Annotated in this window: 13 protein-coding genes; 7 read left to right on the forward strand and 6 right to left on the reverse strand. The window is 64.6% G+C overall.

Translation table 11 applies throughout. The features are described from left to right. Nucleotides 1–7: 7 nt before the first annotated feature. A complete protein-coding gene (locus ACZ899_RS16620) occupies nt 8–859 on the reverse strand; it encodes an NAD(P)H-hydrate dehydratase (protein ID WP_234562158.1) in 852 nt (283 codons plus the stop codon). Between the two features lie 65 nt (nt 860–924). Between ACZ899_RS16620 and queG the strand changes: the two genes are divergently transcribed. Continuing rightward, nucleotides 925–1,989, forward strand: coding sequence for a tRNA epoxyqueuosine(34) reductase QueG (gene queG / locus ACZ899_RS16625; protein ID WP_197866894.1), 1,065 nt, complete (start codon nt 925–927; stop codon nt 1,987–1,989). 896 nt (nt 1,990–2,885) lie between these two features. Here the strand turns inward: queG and ACZ899_RS16630 are convergent. Together ACZ899_RS16630 and orn are read right to left on the reverse strand one after the other, a co-directional pair. Further along, complete coding sequence (locus ACZ899_RS16630; RefSeq protein WP_203648189.1) at nt 2,886–3,497, reverse strand: trimeric intracellular cation channel family protein; 612 nt, start codon at nt 3,495–3,497, stop codon at nt 2,886–2,888. Nucleotides 3,498–3,589: 92 nt separating this feature from the next. Continuing rightward, nucleotides 3,590–4,132 carry an oligoribonuclease gene (gene orn, locus ACZ899_RS16635; protein ID WP_203648190.1) on the reverse strand — a complete coding sequence of 181 codons (543 nt, stop codon included), beginning with the start codon at nt 4,130–4,132 and terminating at the stop codon, nt 3,590–3,592. Nucleotides 4,133–4,241: 109 nt separating this feature from the next. Between orn and rsgA the strand changes: the two genes are divergently transcribed. Beyond that, a complete protein-coding gene (rsgA, locus tag ACZ899_RS16640; protein WP_203648191.1) occupies nt 4,242–5,273 on the forward strand; it encodes a small ribosomal subunit biogenesis GTPase RsgA in 1,032 nt (343 codons plus the stop codon). A 145-nt stretch (nt 5,274–5,418) separates the two neighbouring features. Continuing rightward, entirely contained in the window at nt 5,419–5,898 is a 480-nt protein-coding gene (locus tag ACZ899_RS16645; RefSeq protein ID WP_234562156.1) for a molecular chaperone Tir, read from the forward strand. A gap of 130 nt (nt 5,899–6,028) precedes the next feature. Here ACZ899_RS16645 and motB read toward each other — a convergent pair whose 3' ends face one another. After that, nucleotides 6,029–7,045 carry a flagellar motor protein MotB gene (gene motB, locus ACZ899_RS16650; RefSeq protein WP_234562154.1) on the reverse strand — a complete coding sequence of 339 codons (1,017 nt, stop codon included), beginning with the start codon at nt 7,043–7,045 and terminating at the stop codon, nt 6,029–6,031. 3 nt (nt 7,046–7,048) lie between these two features. After that, on the reverse strand, nt 7,049–7,900 hold the full coding sequence (motA, locus tag ACZ899_RS16655; RefSeq protein WP_023630652.1) for a flagellar motor stator protein MotA: 852 nt from the start codon (nt 7,898–7,900) through the stop codon (nt 7,049–7,051). 130 nt (nt 7,901–8,030) lie between these two features. On the opposite strand from motA, the gene ACZ899_RS16660 reads away from it, so the two are divergent. The 3 genes from ACZ899_RS16660 to asd are packed head-to-tail and all read left to right on the forward strand — an operon-like array spanning nt 8,031 to nt 11,293. Further along, nucleotides 8,031–9,566: an HDOD domain-containing protein gene (locus ACZ899_RS16660; RefSeq protein ID WP_234562152.1), complete on the forward strand. Its 1,536-nt coding sequence runs from the start codon at nt 8,031–8,033 to the stop codon at nt 9,564–9,566. Nucleotides 9,567–9,610: 44 nt separating this feature from the next. Further along, nucleotides 9,611–10,420 carry a rhodanese-like domain-containing protein gene (locus ACZ899_RS16665; protein WP_234562150.1) on the forward strand — a complete coding sequence of 270 codons (810 nt, stop codon included), beginning with the start codon at nt 9,611–9,613 and terminating at the stop codon, nt 10,418–10,420. 9 nt (nt 10,421–10,429) lie between these two features. Next, nucleotides 10,430–11,293, forward strand: coding sequence for an archaetidylserine decarboxylase (gene asd / locus ACZ899_RS16670; RefSeq protein WP_232856319.1), 864 nt, complete (start codon nt 10,430–10,432; stop codon nt 11,291–11,293). Between the two features lie 172 nt (nt 11,294–11,465). Here asd and serB read toward each other — a convergent pair whose 3' ends face one another. Next, nucleotides 11,466–12,680, reverse strand: a complete 1,215-nt coding sequence (gene serB / locus ACZ899_RS16675; RefSeq protein WP_203648197.1) for a phosphoserine phosphatase SerB — start codon at nt 12,678–12,680, stop codon at nt 11,466–11,468. Nucleotides 12,681–12,816: 136 nt separating this feature from the next. Between serB and ACZ899_RS16680 the strand changes: the two genes are divergently transcribed. Continuing rightward, the gene (locus ACZ899_RS16680; protein ID WP_203648198.1) at nt 12,817–14,268 is read left to right on the forward strand and encodes a histidine kinase; all 1,452 of its coding nucleotides are present in this window, start codon (nt 12,817–12,819) and stop codon (nt 14,266–14,268) included. Nucleotides 14,269–14,349: the final 81 nt, after the last annotated feature.

Here is a 14,349-nt window from a genome sequence, read left to right on the forward strand (position 1 = left end):
AACAGGGTTACACCTGACACGCTGAATGCTCCTCCAATAACGCTCTAATGACCGGGACCAGATCGCTGGCCGCCAGCCCTCTACCTTTGACACCCAGGCTCTCGCCCGCGCAGGCATGCAGCCATACCCCCAGGCACGCGGCCTGCCAGGCGTCCAGCCCCTGGGCCAGCAACGCCGCCAGCACGCCGCTGAGCACATCCCCCAGCCCGGCACCGGCCATGGCCGGATGCCCTCGCCCGCACTGCGCCAGCTGCCCGACCGGGTCGGCCACCAGCGTGCCCGCGCCCTTGAGCACGCAGACGCTGGCGTAGCGCCGCGCCAGCTTGCGCGCGGCCCCCGGCCGGTCGGCCTGCACCGCCTCGGTGGAGATGCCCAGCAGCCGCGCTGCCTCGCCCGGGTGCGGGGTGAGGATGCTGCCGCTGGGCAACGCCAGTGGCGCAGCGGCCAGCAGGTTGAGGGCATCTGCATCCCATACCTGCGGCAGATGCGCAGGGGTCACCGCCGACAGCAGGCTGCGGCCCCAGGCCGCCTGGCCCAAGCCGGGGCCGACCACCAGCACCGTGGCCCGTGCGAGCGGGCCGAGCAACTGGTTGGCCGAACTCACGCCCTGCCACATCACCTCCGGCAGACGGGCCAGCCCGGCAGCGACGTGCTCGGCACGGGTCGCCACGCTGACCAGGCCGGCGCCGCAACGCAGCGCCGCCTCGCTGCTGAGCATGACCGCGCCGCCGGTACCCAGGTCGCCGCCGATCACCAGCACATGGCCGAAATCGCCCTTGTGGGCATCGGCGGCACGGGGTGGCAGCCCGGCCAAGGTCAGGCTGCTCAGCAGCAATGGGGGGTGTTTGGTCTGAGGCATGGGGTCAAAGGCTCCGATGTCTGGCAGAATTATACGCACCTGTGCCTGTAATGCCTTATCCATCCATGCCCGCCACGACTCCAGACATCGCCACACTGGCCCAATCGATCAAGGATTGGGGCCGCGAACTCGGTTTTGCCCATGTCGGCATCGCCGGCGTCGACCTTGGCGAACACGAACAGCACCTGCAGCGCTGGCTCGCCGCCGGCTACAACGGTGAGATGGAGTACATGGGTGACCATGGCCACAAGCGCTCGCGCCCTGCCGAGCTGATCCCCGGCACGCTGCGGGTGATTTCGTTGCGCATGGACTACCTGCCCGGCGACACGCAGATGGCCAAGCGCCTGGCGGAGCCGGAAAAAGCCTACATCTCGCGCTACGCCCTGGGCCGCGATTACCACAAGCTGGTGCGCAAGCGCGTGCAGCACTTCGCCGACCGCATCCAGGAGGCCATCGGCCCCTTTGGCTACCGTGCCTTCGTCGACAGCGCCCCGGTGCTGGAGAAGGCCCTGGCCCAGGAGGCCGGCCTGGGCTGGATCGGCAAGAACACCCTGCTGCTCAACCGCAAGGCCGGCAGCTATTTCTTCCTGGCCGAGCTGTTCGTCGACCTGCCGCTGCCGATTGATGGCGTGCAAGGTAGCGACCATTGCGGGCGCTGCCAGGCGTGCCTGGACATCTGTCCGACCCAGGCTTTTGTTGGGCCTTACCAGCTCGATGCGCGGCGTTGCATTTCGTACCTGACTATCGAATTGCGCGGTGCCATTCCACTGGAACTGCGGCCATTGATTGGTAACCGGGTGTTCGGTTGCGACGATTGCCAGATCGTCTGCCCTTGGAACCGTTTCGCCAAGACCACTACCGAAGACGACTTCATGCCCCGCCGGGGGCTGGACAATATCGAGCTGGCCGAGTTGTTCCTGTGGGATGAAAAGCGTTTTCTCGGCTGCACCGAGGGTTCGCCCCTGCGGCGGGCGGGGTATGAGCGGTTTTTGCGTAACCTGGCGGTGGGGCTGGGGAATGCGCCTTCGACCATTCCCGTCTTGGAAGCGCTCAACGCGCGGCGGGATGATCCTTCGGAGCTGGTACGCGAGCACGTGGAGTGGGCGCTGGCTCGCCACGACGCCCTTTGACGCTTGCTGCCTTTTGCTTTTGCTTTTGCGATCAGAAGATTAACCCCGCAGCCCACTAGCGACAGCTGCGCCATCCCAGGCGCCGCCCGTAACTTCGCGACTTCAGGAGGCCGAACGCAGGCCTTGCGGAGGGAGGTGACGGGCATGGATGCCCGTCAAGCGCTGGGGCCCAGGATGGGCCCTGCAGCGCGGTCCTCCCGGGAGCAAGGCCGGAGTGAGGGGACCCGGAGCGAAGCGTAGGGCCGGATGAATGGAGCGAGGATTTTTTGGTTCCTTTTTGATCCTTCAAAAAGGGACTCGCCGTAAGGGCGAAAAGGTGACTATGCGTCAGTATAGCCAATGAATGCGCTTACACCTGTAAAAACCCACGCCGATCGCATTTGACTTTGACTTTGACTTTGACTTTGACTTTGACTTTGACTTTGACTTTTAGAGCATGTGTTTTGAAAGTTATATGCGCATTCATTCGCGATAGTGACGCGAAGTCACCTTTCCGCCCTTACGGCGGGTCCCTTTTTGAAGGATCAAAAAGGAACCAAAAAATCCTCGCTCCATTCATCCGGCCCCTACGCTTCGCTCCGGGGTTCCCTCGCTCCGTTCTTGCTCCCGGGAGGACCGCGCTGAACGCCCCATCCTGGGGCGCAGCGCTTGACGGGCATCCATGCCCGTCACCTCCCTCCGCAAGAACTCCGCTCGGCCTCCTGAAGTCGCAATTGGCGTCGCCTGAACTACCGCGCACTTACAAGCAAGATCAAAATCAAGATCAAAATCAAGATCAAAATCAACGGGCATGGGCCAATTATCGGGGTACTGGCAGTGTAGCTACAACTTTATGCTCTCGCCGGCAAGCCGGCTCCCACAAGAACAACTGAACACCTCAGAGCGCAGCGCCATACTTATTGTTGATCGTTGTAATGAAACTTCGGCATCTCCCAATGAAACCGAATAGCCAACAACCGCACCAGAAAACCACCAAACAGCGTCAGCAACATGGCCTGTTCCGCCGGCACGTTGAAGTAAACACACCCCAGGTAGAACCAGGCCGCCGCGAACGACACACTGGCATAGAGCTCACGCCGAAACACCAGCGGAATATCGTTGCAGAAGATATCCCGCAGGATGCCACCAAACACCCCGGTGATTACCCCGCTGATCGAAGCGACCAGGAACCCCTGCCCCATTTCCAGAGCAGTCATGCAACCAATCAGGGTGAACGCCACAAGCCCCAGGGCGTCGAGCACCAGGAACAGCGACCGCAGGTGGCGCATCAAGGGCGCGATGAAGATGGTCAGCAGCGCCGCGAAACTGGTCAGCACCAGGTACTCCGGATGCTTCACCCAGGTCAGCGGGTAATGCCCGAGCAGCACGTCGCGCACCGAGCCGCCACCGAGCGCGGTAACGCAGGCGATCAGCACCACGCCGAACCAGTCCATGCCGCGACGGCCGGCGGACAGGGCGCCAGTCATGGCTTCGGCGGTGATGGCGATGAGGTAGAGCATCAGCAACATGGTGCAGGTCCGTGCGGGAAAGGCGCGCAGTCTACCCAGTCGCGCGGGGCACCAAAAGGGGGCGCGCCGACGATCGTCGGCGCACGGCAAGGTCAGACCTTGATGAAGTGCTCGCGATAGTGGCGCAGCTCACCGATCGACTCGCGGATGTCATCCAGCGCCAGGTGGGTGCTGCCCTTCTTGAAACTGTCGCGCACATCCGGCGCCCAGCGTGCGGCCAGCTCCTTGAGCGTGGAGACATCGAGGTTGCGATAGTGGAAGTAGTTTTCCAGTTCACGCATGTGGCGATAGAGAAAACGGCGGTCCTGGCAGATGCTGTTGCCACAGATCGGCGACTTGCCCTTCGGCACCCACTGCTCGAGGAAAGCGATGGTCTGCGCCTCGGCCTGCGCCATGCTCACCTTGCTCTCGCGCACACGCTGGGTCAGGCCCGAGGCGCCGTGGGTGCGGGTGTTCCACTCGTCCATGCGCGCCAGCACCTCATCGCTGTGATGAATGGCGATCACCGGGCCTTCGGCCAGGGTGTTCAGCTCGCTGTCGGTGACGATGGTGGCCATCTCGATGATGACGTCGTTGTCCGGATCCAGGCCGGTCATCTCCAGATCGATCCAGATCAGGTTCTGTGGGTTCTGCATGAAAAGGCTCCTCGAATAGCCCGTCATATTAGCCTAGCGGGGCGGCTCGTGGGCACGCCGTGCTAAACTGCCCGCCGTTTTCTTTCTGCCCCGCCGACACGGAACCCTCATGGCCAAACGCCAGCTCAACCGCCGCCAGAACTGGCGCATCGAAAAGATCCAGGGCGAGCGCGCCGCCCGCGCCGCCAAACGCGAGCAGCACGTGCTGCAGGAGCTGGAAGGTGGCGACCTGGGGCCTGAGCAGCTTGGCCTGGTGATCGCCCACTTCGGCGTGCAGGTCGAGGTCGAGGCCCAGGACGGCGAGGCCGCCGGCCAGGTCTTCCGCTGCCACCTGCGGGCCAACCTGCCGGCGTTGGTCACCGGCGACCGCGTGGTCTGGCGCGCCGGCAACCAGGGGATCGGCGTGATCGTCGCGCAGATGCCGCGCAGCACCGAGCTGTGCCGACCGAACAACCACGGCCAGCTCAAGCCGGTAGCGGCCAACGTCGACCTGATCGTCATCGTCTTCGCCCCGGCGCCCGAGCCGCACCCCAACCTGATCGACCGCTACCTGGTAGCCGCCGAGCATGCCGGTATCCGCCCGCTGCTGCTGCTGAACAAGGCCGACCTGATCGACGACGAGAACGGTCCGACCCTCCATGCGATGCTCGAGGTCTACCGTGGCCTGGGCTACCCGCTGCTGGAGGTCTCGGCCCACCACGGCGATGGCATGCAGCGCCTGCAGGAGACCCTCGACGGCCATATCAGCGTGTTCGTCGGCCAATCCGGCGTGGGCAAATCCTCGCTGGTCAACAGCCTGCTGCCCGCCGCCGACACGCGCGTTGGCGACCTGTCGGAGTGGTCCGGCCAGGGTACCCATACCACCACCACGGCACGGCTGTACCACTTCCCCAACGGCGGTGACCTGATCGACTCGCCGGGCATCCGCGAGTTCGGCCTGATGCACGTCAGCCGCGATGATGTCGAGGATGGTTTTATCGAATTCCGCGAACTGATCGGCCACTGTCGCTTTCGCGACTGCAAACATGATCGCGAGCCCGGTTGCGCGCTGCTCAAGGCTCTGGAGGACGGCAGCGTCACCCAGCAGCGGATGAACAGTTACCGCTCGATCATCGCCAGCCTGCCTGAAGACACCTACTGATTGGCAGGTTTGCCTGCCTAGATCGTAGGAAATTTTACCGTAGCAGGTAGGACCGCTCCGGTTTTGCGGTCACCTATTGTCCCTATCCCTGCTTTCCCTGATGGTCATGCCTTGTCGTCGGCATTGATCAGGGAGGGCAACAAGGATGCCGGTTTTCATCAGTTACCGCCGGGATGAGCGGCTCGATGCCTTCATCCTTAATGAACGCCTGCTGCTCGAAGGCATTCCCACCCAACTGGTGCCCTTCGACAGTGAAGGGCAGACCCTGGACGACCTGCATGGCGGCTTCTGCCAGCACATGGCCGATGCCACCCACTGGATCGGCGTGCTGTCCGAGCACACCGTCGACGACTGGTGGACGGCCTGGTTGCTGGGCGCTGCAGCCATGGCCAATCGCCGGGTGAGTTTCTATCACGCAGGTACCGGCGAGCTGCCGGAGTGCCTTGGCAGATGGCCGGCAATGCGCGAGCGGGAGCATATCGAGCTGTTCGTGCGGGCCTACCACGACGAGCAGACCTTTGGCCGCGCCATGGCCTCGATGGCCCGGAGCGGGAGCGAATCGGACAGGGACAACGCGGATTTCTTTCACGCCGACCTCAAGGCCAAGATCAGGCGGGGTTTCTGAATGCAGCCGGACAGGCTTGTGGGAGCAACTGTCTTGCACTGCCTGCGCTTGACTCATCGCGGGGCAAGCCCGCTCCCACGCTGAACGTGATGCTGGCAATGAAAAAGGGCCGCGATGCGGCCCCTGTCATTTACTGGTCCTTGGCCTCGTCCATCTTCAACACGCCATCCTCGAAGATGTTCAGTTTCTGGCGCAGCTCGCGCGGCTGCATCGGCGCGTCGCCCGGCGCCGCGGCGGCCCCGGGTGCGGCTTCCGCAGGCGGTGTTGCAGTGGCCGGTGGCGTGGCCTCCGGCGCACCCTGCTCACCCTCGATATCGCGCTGGGCCTTCTTGGTCAGGACGATGATATCGATGCGGCGGTTTACCGGGTTGAACGGATTGGCCCGGTCGAACAGCGAAGACGAGGCATAGCCGACCACCCGTGCCACCTGCTCGTCCGGATAGCCACCGGCAACCAGGGCCCGACGCGCGGCGTTGGCGCGGTTGGCCGACAGTTCCCAGTTGCCGAAGTCGCCAGTGCCGGAATACGGCTTGGCGTCGGTGTGGCCACTGATGCTGATCTTGTTCGGCACCGCCTTGATGGTGTCGGCCATGGCCAGCAGGATGTCCTCGAAATACGGCTGCAACCGCGCGCTGCCGAGGTCGAACATCGGCCGGTTCTCGGCGTCCATGATCTGGATGCGCAGGCCGTCCTGGGTGATCTCGAACAGGATCTGGTCCTTGAACTTCTGCAACTGCGGGTTTTCCTCAACCTTGTTCTGCAGCTCCTGCAGCAGCAGCTCGAGACGCTCGCGCTCGACCTGCTCGGCCATGGTCTCGACCTGGTCCTTGTCCAGCTGGATGCTGGTGTCAGGCGTCGGCTCCGACTTGGTTTCCGGGTTGATGGTCTTTTCCGGCGCCAGTTGCGGCGAGCCGCCCAGGTCAATGATGTAGGGCGTGCCGCTCTCGGAGAAGCCAATCGGATCCTTGAAGTAACCGGCGATGGCGATCTTCTGCTCGGGCGTGGCCGTCGACAGCAGCCAGAGCACCAGGAAGAACGCCATCATCGCCGTGGCGAAGTCGGCGAAGGCGATTTTCCAGGCGCCGCCGTGATGGCCGTCGCCAAAGCGCTTGACGCGCTTGACGATGATGGGCTGATTGTTCTCCATGGCTTAGCGACCGCGTACTGCTTGTTCCAGCTCGGCAAAGCTCGGGCGGTGCGCCGGGTACAGCACCTTGCGACCGAACTCGACCGCCAGCGACGGCGGCATGCCGGAGGCCGAGGCCACCAGCGAGGCCTTGATCGCCTCGTAGACGTTCAGTTCCTCTTTCGCATCGTGGCGCAGGGCGTTGGCCAGCGGGCCGAAGAAGCCGTAGGCGGCGAGAATACCGAAGAAGGTACCGACCAGCGCCGCGCCCACGTGCAGGCCGATGGACTTCTGGTCGCCATCACCCAGCGAGGCCATGGTCACCACGATACCCAGTACCGCCGCGACGATACCGAAGCCGGGCATGCCGTCGGCGATGCCGGTCACCGCGTGGGACGGGTGCTCCAGCTCCTCCTTCATGCTCAGCAGCTCCATGTCGAACAGGCCTTCGAGCTCATGGGGCGCCATGTTGCCGGTGGACATGATCCGCAGGTAATCGCAGATGAACGCGGTCATGCGCTCATCACCCAGCACGGCCGGATACTTGGCGAAGATCGGGCTGGCCGCGGCGTCCTCGATGTCGCCCTCGATCGCCATCATGCCTTCACGACGGCTCTTGTTGAGGATCTCGTACACCAGGCCCAGCACCTCGAGGTAGAAGGTGTGGGTGAAGCGGGTGCCGAACATCTTCAGCGACTTCTTGATTACATGCATGGTCATGTAACCAGGGTTGGCCTGGAGGAACGCACCAAAGGCCGCGCCGCCGATGATCAGCACTTCGAACGGCTGGATCAGTGCCGCGATCTTGCCGTGGGAAAGCACGTAGCCGCCGAGCACGCTCGCGAATACGACGATGATGCCGATAATTTTAGCCATAAGTTGGAAGCACTTGCTGTCGTGGTCAGGGTAGGGAACGGAAGCTTGAAAACTCTTCTTCTACTTATCGGCAGAACTGCGCCAGACTATAGCCACTCATTGCGAAAAGCCAGTTCGGACTGATGTCAATATGCCAATTGAAACCAAGGTGCCAACTCAGGTCCCGACGAGCCTGGAGGGCTGGATAAAGCTGCTCGACGGGGTCCGCGTGCCGGTCCCGAAAGAGAGCCATGACCGCGTTCTGCAGGCCATCAACGACAGTCGCCGCTCCCTGCGCGACATAGCCGAACTGATGCAGGACAGCCCCGCGCTGGTGCTGTGCGTGATGCGCGAGGCCAACCATTCGGCCAATGCCAGCCAGGCCGAGCCAGCTGAAAGTCTGGAAATTGCCCTCAACCGCCTGGGCCTGGCCCGTATCAGCCAACTGCTGGCACGCTTGCCAGCGGTGCCCGGCGACGACATTCCACCGGTACTGCGCCAGTTCCTGCTGATCAGCCAGCATGCCACCCAGCAGGCCAATGGCCTGTTCGCCAGCCGCCTGGCACGGCTGTGGCAGGAGATCCACTGGGGCAGCCTGCTGTTCCTCTCGCCGCTGTGGCCCCTGGCCCTGGCCTACCCCAAGCTGCTCGACACCTGGGAACTGCGGGTGATTCACAAGGGCGAGGACGCTGCCGTGGTCGAGCGGGAGCTGTTCGGGGTGCGCCTGATGCAGCTGTGCCGAAGCCTGGCCGAACACTGGCGCCTGCCCGAATGGGTCATCCAGGGCTACCGCCTGCTGCTCGAAGAACGCGAGCAGCTCGCCCAGGTGCTGAACATCGCCCGCGAGCAGGACCCGCTGGTCCAGCAGCAGCGCCTGGACGACGAACCGGCCCTGCGCCGCTGGTTCAACCAGCCGCCCAACACCGTGCTGCTGGCCAACGGCCTGGCCCTGGCGGCCCAGGTCGGCTGGGACAACCCGCACCTGCTGCGCTGGCAGCTGCTCACCGCGCTGTACCTGCAGACCACCCTGGACGATGTCCAGCAGCAGGTCCACCAACAGGCTGCGGCCAGTGCCCGCCATCACGCCCGGCATGCGCTTTTCCACCCGGCCGAGGCGCTGATCTGGCCCTGGCACCAGCGCCGGCCGCACCCGGACATGCTCACGCCGCCACCGCCCAGCACCGAGGACCTCGGCCGTTGGCGTGCGCTGTGCCAGGAACTGCTGGCCCAGCCCAGCCCGTTCAGCAACGCCGTGCACCTGGCCACCCAGGCCCGCGACGCCCTGCTGGCCTGTGGCATGCAGCGCATCATGCTGCTGAGCCTGGACAAGGCCACCGACTATCTGCGCGTGCAGCAGACCGCCGGCCTGCCGCAAGAGGCCGCCGCCATGGCGTTGCCCGTCGCGCAGAACAAATTGTTGCAAAAGTTGATGGCAAAAGCCGGCCAACTGCGCCTGACGCCCGACAACCATGGCCAGTTCAGCGCCCTGCTGCCGGCACCGCTACGCGCCTTCTTTCGCGGCGAGCACCTGTTGCTGCGCTCGCTGGCGGTGGGCGACCAGGTGCTGATGCTGGCGGTGGCCGACCAGGGCGGCAAGCCACTGGCCGATGTCAGCGTGCAGGCGTTCGGCAAGACCGCGCAATGCGTTGAACGCGCCCTCGCCGTGTTTGCCACCCGCAATGCCTGACCCTTGCGCTACAATCGCCCCTCTTTCCACCCTGGAGAACGTGGATGACTGACTTTTCCGGCCTGCCCCTGGTGATCGAAGCCGATGACCTGTTGCCGCGTCTGGATTCGCCGCGGCTGATCCTGGTCGACCTGAGCAGCGCCAACCGCTATGTCAGCGGGCATATCCCCGGAGCCCGCTTCGTCGACCCGAAACGCACCCAGTTGGGCCAGCCCCCGGCCCCCGGCCTGCTGCCGGCCCGGGCCGACCTGGAGAAACTGTTCGGTGAACTCGGCCACCGCAACGATGCTGTGTATGTAGTCTACGACGACGAGGGCGGCGGCTGGGCCGGGCGCTTCATCTGGCTGCTCGACGTCATCGGCCATAAGGGTTACCACTACCTGAATGGCGGCATCCAGGCCTGGCCGGCGGACAAGCTGTCCACCGAAACCCCCAAAGTCGCCGGCGGCCCGGTGAGTCTGCACCTGCATGGCGAACCCACCGCCACCCGCGAGTACCTGCAGAGCCGCCTGGGCGCCGCCGACCTGGTCATCTGGGACGCCCGCGGGCCACTGGAATACAGTGGCGAGAAGTTGCTGGCGGCCAAAGGCGGACACATTCCCGGCGCGGTCAACTTCGAGTGGACCGCCGGCATGGATCTCAACGACCACCTGCGCATCCGCAAGGACATCGCCGAGGTCCTGCAAAACCTGGGTATCACTCCGGACAAGGAAGTGATCACCCACTGCCAGACCCACCACCGCTCCGGCTTCACCTACCTCGTGGCCAAGGCCCTCGGCTATCCACGGGTAAAGGGCTATGCCGGTTCCTGGGGCGAATGGGGCAACCACCCCGATACGCCCGTCGAAGTTTAAGGACGCTCAATGAAATCCCGCTTGTTCATCATCAGCCAGTACCTGCTGCCGCACCACCTGCTGTCGCGGCTGGCCGGCTGCGTCGCCGAGTGCCGCGCGCGCTGGTTCAAGAACGCCTTCACCGCCTGGTTCGCCAAGCGCTACCAGGTGAACATGTCCGAGGCACTGGTCGAAGACCTCAGCGCCTACGAGCACTTCAACGCCTTCTTCACCCGCGCCCTCAAGCCCGGTGCCCGCCCGCTGGACGAAACCCCCGGCGCGATCCTCTGCCCAGCCGATGGTGCCGTCAGCCAGCTCGGCCCGATTGAGCACGGCCGCATCTTCCAGGCCAAGGGCCACGGCTACAGTGCCCTGGAGCTGCTGGGCGGCGATCCGGCCCTGGCCGCACCGTTCATGGGCGGCGAATTCGCCACCATCTACCTGTCGCCCAAGGACTATCACCGCGTGCACATGCCGCTGGCCGGCACCCTGCGCGAGATGGTCTATGTGCCGGGCCGGCTGTTCTCGGTCAACCAGACCACCGCAGAAAACGTGCCTGAGCTGTTCGCCCGCAACGAGCGCGTGGTCTGCCTGTTCGATACCGAGCGCGGGCCGATGGCCGTGGTGCTGGTCGGCGCGATGATCGTCGCCTCGATCGAAACCGTCTGGGCCGGCCTGGTCACGCCGCCGAAGCGCGAGCTGAAGACCTTCCGCTACGACGAAGCCAGCCGTGCGCCGATCCATCTGGAAAAAGGTGCCGAACTGGGCCGCTTCAAGCTGGGCTCCACCGCCATCGTGCTGTTCGGGCCGGAGCAGGTGAAGTGGGCCGAGAGTCTGGGTGCGGGTTCTGCAGTGCGCATGGGTGAGCTGCTGGCGCAGCCGAACCAGGCCTGAGCATCCGGTAATAAAAAGGCCCTGCATGATTCATGTCATGCAGGGCCTTTTTTTGCCTTGGGATTGCTGGGAGGGCTTCGCCCTCCTTTCGCGACGCAAGGCCGCTCCTACAGGGGGACGCGATCATCTGTAGGACCGGCCGCAAGGGCCGCAACGCGGCCCCGGCTCAAGATCAACCGCGCGCTTCGCGATCGCGCACGCCCAGCAGGTACAGCACGCCATCCAGCCCCAGGGTCGAGATCGCCTGCTTGGCCGACTGACGCACCAGCGGCTTGGCACGGAAGGCCACGCCCAGGCCGGCCAGGGACAGCATCGGCAGGTCGTTGGCGCCATCGCCAACAGCGATGGTCTGCTCGAGCTGCAGGCCTTCCTCGCTGGCCAGCTGCTGCAGCAGTTCGGCCTTGCGCTGGGCATCGACGATCGGCTCGACGGCAACGCCGGTCACCTTGCCGTCAACCACCTCCAGTTCATTGGCGAACACGTAGTCGATGCCCAGGCGCGCCTGCACCTGCTTGGCAAAGTAGGTAAAGCCGCCAGAGAGGATAGCGGTCTTGTAGCCCAGGCGCTTGAGCTCGGCGAACAGGTGCTCGGCACCCTCGGTCAGGCGCAGCGAGGCGCCGATCTGGTCGAGCACACCCACGTCCAGGCCCTTGAGCAGCGCCATGCGCTCCTTGAAGCTGGCGCGAAAATCCAGCTCGCCACGCATGGCGCGCTCGGTGATCGCCGCCACCTGCTCGCCAACGCCAGCGGCCTTTGCCAACTCGTCGATCACCTCGGCCTCGATCAGGGTCGAGTCCATGTCGAACACCGCCAGGCGGCGGTTGCGACGGAACAGGTCATCGCGCTGGAAGGCGATGTCGACGTTGAGTTCTTCGGACAACGCAAAGAAATCGGCGCGCAGGGCCTGGGCATCGCTGGCCTCGCCTCGCACGGAGATTTCCAGCGCGGACTTGCCCTTGTCGGTCGGGGCATCCAGCGCCACGCGGGCGGACAGCCGCTCGATGCGCTCGATGGTCAGGCCATACTGGCTGATGATCGCGCTGACCCGCTGCAACTGCTGCGGGGTCACCCGGCGGCTGAGCAGGGTAACGATATGGCGCGCCTCGCCCTGGCTGTCGGCCCAGTGCTGGTAGTCGGCCTCGGAAATGGGGGTGTAGCGGGCCTGCAGGTCCAGTTCGTGAGCCTTGGACTGCACGCTCTGCAGCAGCGCGGTGGCCACTTCGTTGTCGGGGATGTCGACCAGGATGCCGAACGACAATGTGCCGTGCATGACCGCCAGGCCTATGTCGAGAATGTTCACACCGCCCTGGAGCAGGACGCCGGTGATGGCCGCAGTGAGACCTGGACGGTCTTCACCAGTGATGTTGATCAGGACGATTTCGCGCAAGACCGGGGCTCCAACTCGATGAAAAATGCGCATTCTACCGATTTTCCATGACCATCGGGCGCCAACGATACTTTGCCGACAAAACACGTATCGCTATACTGCGCAGCAACTTTCTCGCCATAAAGAGCCGAGCTCTGTGAACCGGCCCACGCCCGTAAAACCCGACAACTTCTTCCTGATGATCTACCGAGCCCTGAGCCAGCGCCGAATTCCACTGGCCCTGCGCATTGCCAGCCATAACATCTTCCTGGTGGCCCTGGCCCTGGTGATCTACGCCTGCGTGATGGGCCTGCAGTTCAAGCAGGCCATGCACGAGCAGGCCGATGCCGTCGGCCAGAGCCTGACCACCCAGACAGCCACCTCGGCCACCGAGCTGCTGGTGTCCAACGACATCCTCAGCCTCAACGTGCTGCTGGGCAACCTGGTGAAGAACCCGCTGGTGGCCCATGCGGCCATCTATAGCGTGGACAACCGCATCCTCGCCGAGGCCGGCCAGCGCCCGCGCAACAGCCTGCTGGGCGAAACCGAAGGGGTCTACCAGACCAAGATCACCTTCCAGGACGTCACGGCCGGCCAGTTGCGCATCAGCCTGGACATGAGCCAGTTCCAGCAGCCGATGCTGATCAGCCTGCAGAGCATGGGCATCCTCGCCGCGATCCTGCTGGCCCTGGCCCTGACCCTCAGCCTGCGCCTGGGCCGCTTCATCTCGACCCCGCTGCTGCAGCTGCGCGTCTGGTTGCGCGACCCGCACCCCTACACGCCGGGCACCGACCGCCAGGACGAGATTGGCGACCTGGCGCGCCAGCTGCACGCCCGCCTCGCCCCGCCACCGCCACCGGAGCCTGAGGAAGAAGACGAGGAAGACGATTTCGACGACGCGCCAGCTGCCAAGGTCGCTCCACGGGCGAAAGCGGCGGTACAGACTGTCGATCACGACGAGGACGACGACGCCTTCGCCGATCTGATGGATGAGCAAAGCGCCCCGGCCAAGCCTGTCATCGTCGAGTCCGACGAGCCGCAGTTCAGTGCCGTGCTGGCCGTGCAGCTGGGCTCCCAGGAGCAACTGCGCCGCCTGCCACGCACCCGCCTGACCGAATTGCTCGAACGCTACCGCGACTGCCTGGAGCAGGCCGCTTCGCTGTACGAAGGGGAAGTCCACACCCTGAATGACGGCAGCACCCTGCTGTTGTTCCACAGCCGCGATTGCGGCGAGGACTACCTGACCAACGCCATCTGCTGTGGCGAGCTGCTGCGCGCCCTGGGCCATGCCCTGCAGATCGAGGTGGCTGACAGCGGCATCACCCTGCAACTGCAACTGGGCCTGGTACTGGCCGACGACCTGCAGGGCATGGATCAGGTCGACCTGCTGATGACCGAGCAGGCCCAGGATGCCCTGGCCCTGTCGCAGCACAGCCGCAACCTGCTGCTGGTGGAACGCCGTATCAGCGATGACGCCCTGGTGCGCCAGCGTGCGCGTATTAGGCCGATCGCAAGCCCCGAGGGCGCCTGCTGCGTCGAGCGCCTGATGGAGCCTTACCCGTCGATGCTCGAACGCCAGCTGGCACGGATGCACGAGCGCCGCGCCTGAGCTCTCGCGATCCCTGTAGGAGCGGCCTCGTGCCGCGAAAGGGCTGCGTAGCAGCCCCAGGATCTCAGTGTTGATGCGAAG

This window comes from Pseudomonas sp. TE31087, assembly GCF_057284075.1.

Excerpts from the sequence above, each read along its gene's own strand:
- ACZ899_RS16620 (WP_234562158.1), bottom strand. The coding sequence starts at position 859 with ATGCCTCAGACCAAACACCCCCCATTGCTGCTGAGCAGCCTGACCTTG.
- queG (WP_197866894.1), top strand. The coding sequence starts at position 925 with ATGCCCGCCACGACTCCAGACATCGCCACACTGGCCCAATCGATCAAG.
- ACZ899_RS16630 (WP_203648189.1), bottom strand. The coding sequence starts at position 3,497 with ATGTTGCTGATGCTCTACCTCATCGCCATCACCGCCGAAGCCATGACT.
- orn (WP_203648190.1), bottom strand. The coding sequence starts at position 4,132 with ATGCAGAACCCACAGAACCTGATCTGGATCGATCTGGAGATGACCGGC.
- rsgA (WP_203648191.1), top strand. The coding sequence starts at position 4,242 with ATGGCCAAACGCCAGCTCAACCGCCGCCAGAACTGGCGCATCGAAAAG.
- ACZ899_RS16645 (WP_234562156.1), top strand. The coding sequence starts at position 5,419 with ATGCCGGTTTTCATCAGTTACCGCCGGGATGAGCGGCTCGATGCCTTC.
- motB (WP_234562154.1), bottom strand. The coding sequence starts at position 7,045 with ATGGAGAACAATCAGCCCATCATCGTCAAGCGCGTCAAGCGCTTTGGC.
- motA (WP_023630652.1), bottom strand. The coding sequence starts at position 7,900 with ATGGCTAAAATTATCGGCATCATCGTCGTATTCGCGAGCGTGCTCGGC.
- ACZ899_RS16660 (WP_234562152.1), top strand. The coding sequence starts at position 8,031 with ATGCCAATTGAAACCAAGGTGCCAACTCAGGTCCCGACGAGCCTGGAG.
- ACZ899_RS16665 (WP_234562150.1), top strand. The coding sequence starts at position 9,611 with ATGACTGACTTTTCCGGCCTGCCCCTGGTGATCGAAGCCGATGACCTG.
- asd (WP_232856319.1), top strand. The coding sequence starts at position 10,430 with ATGAAATCCCGCTTGTTCATCATCAGCCAGTACCTGCTGCCGCACCAC.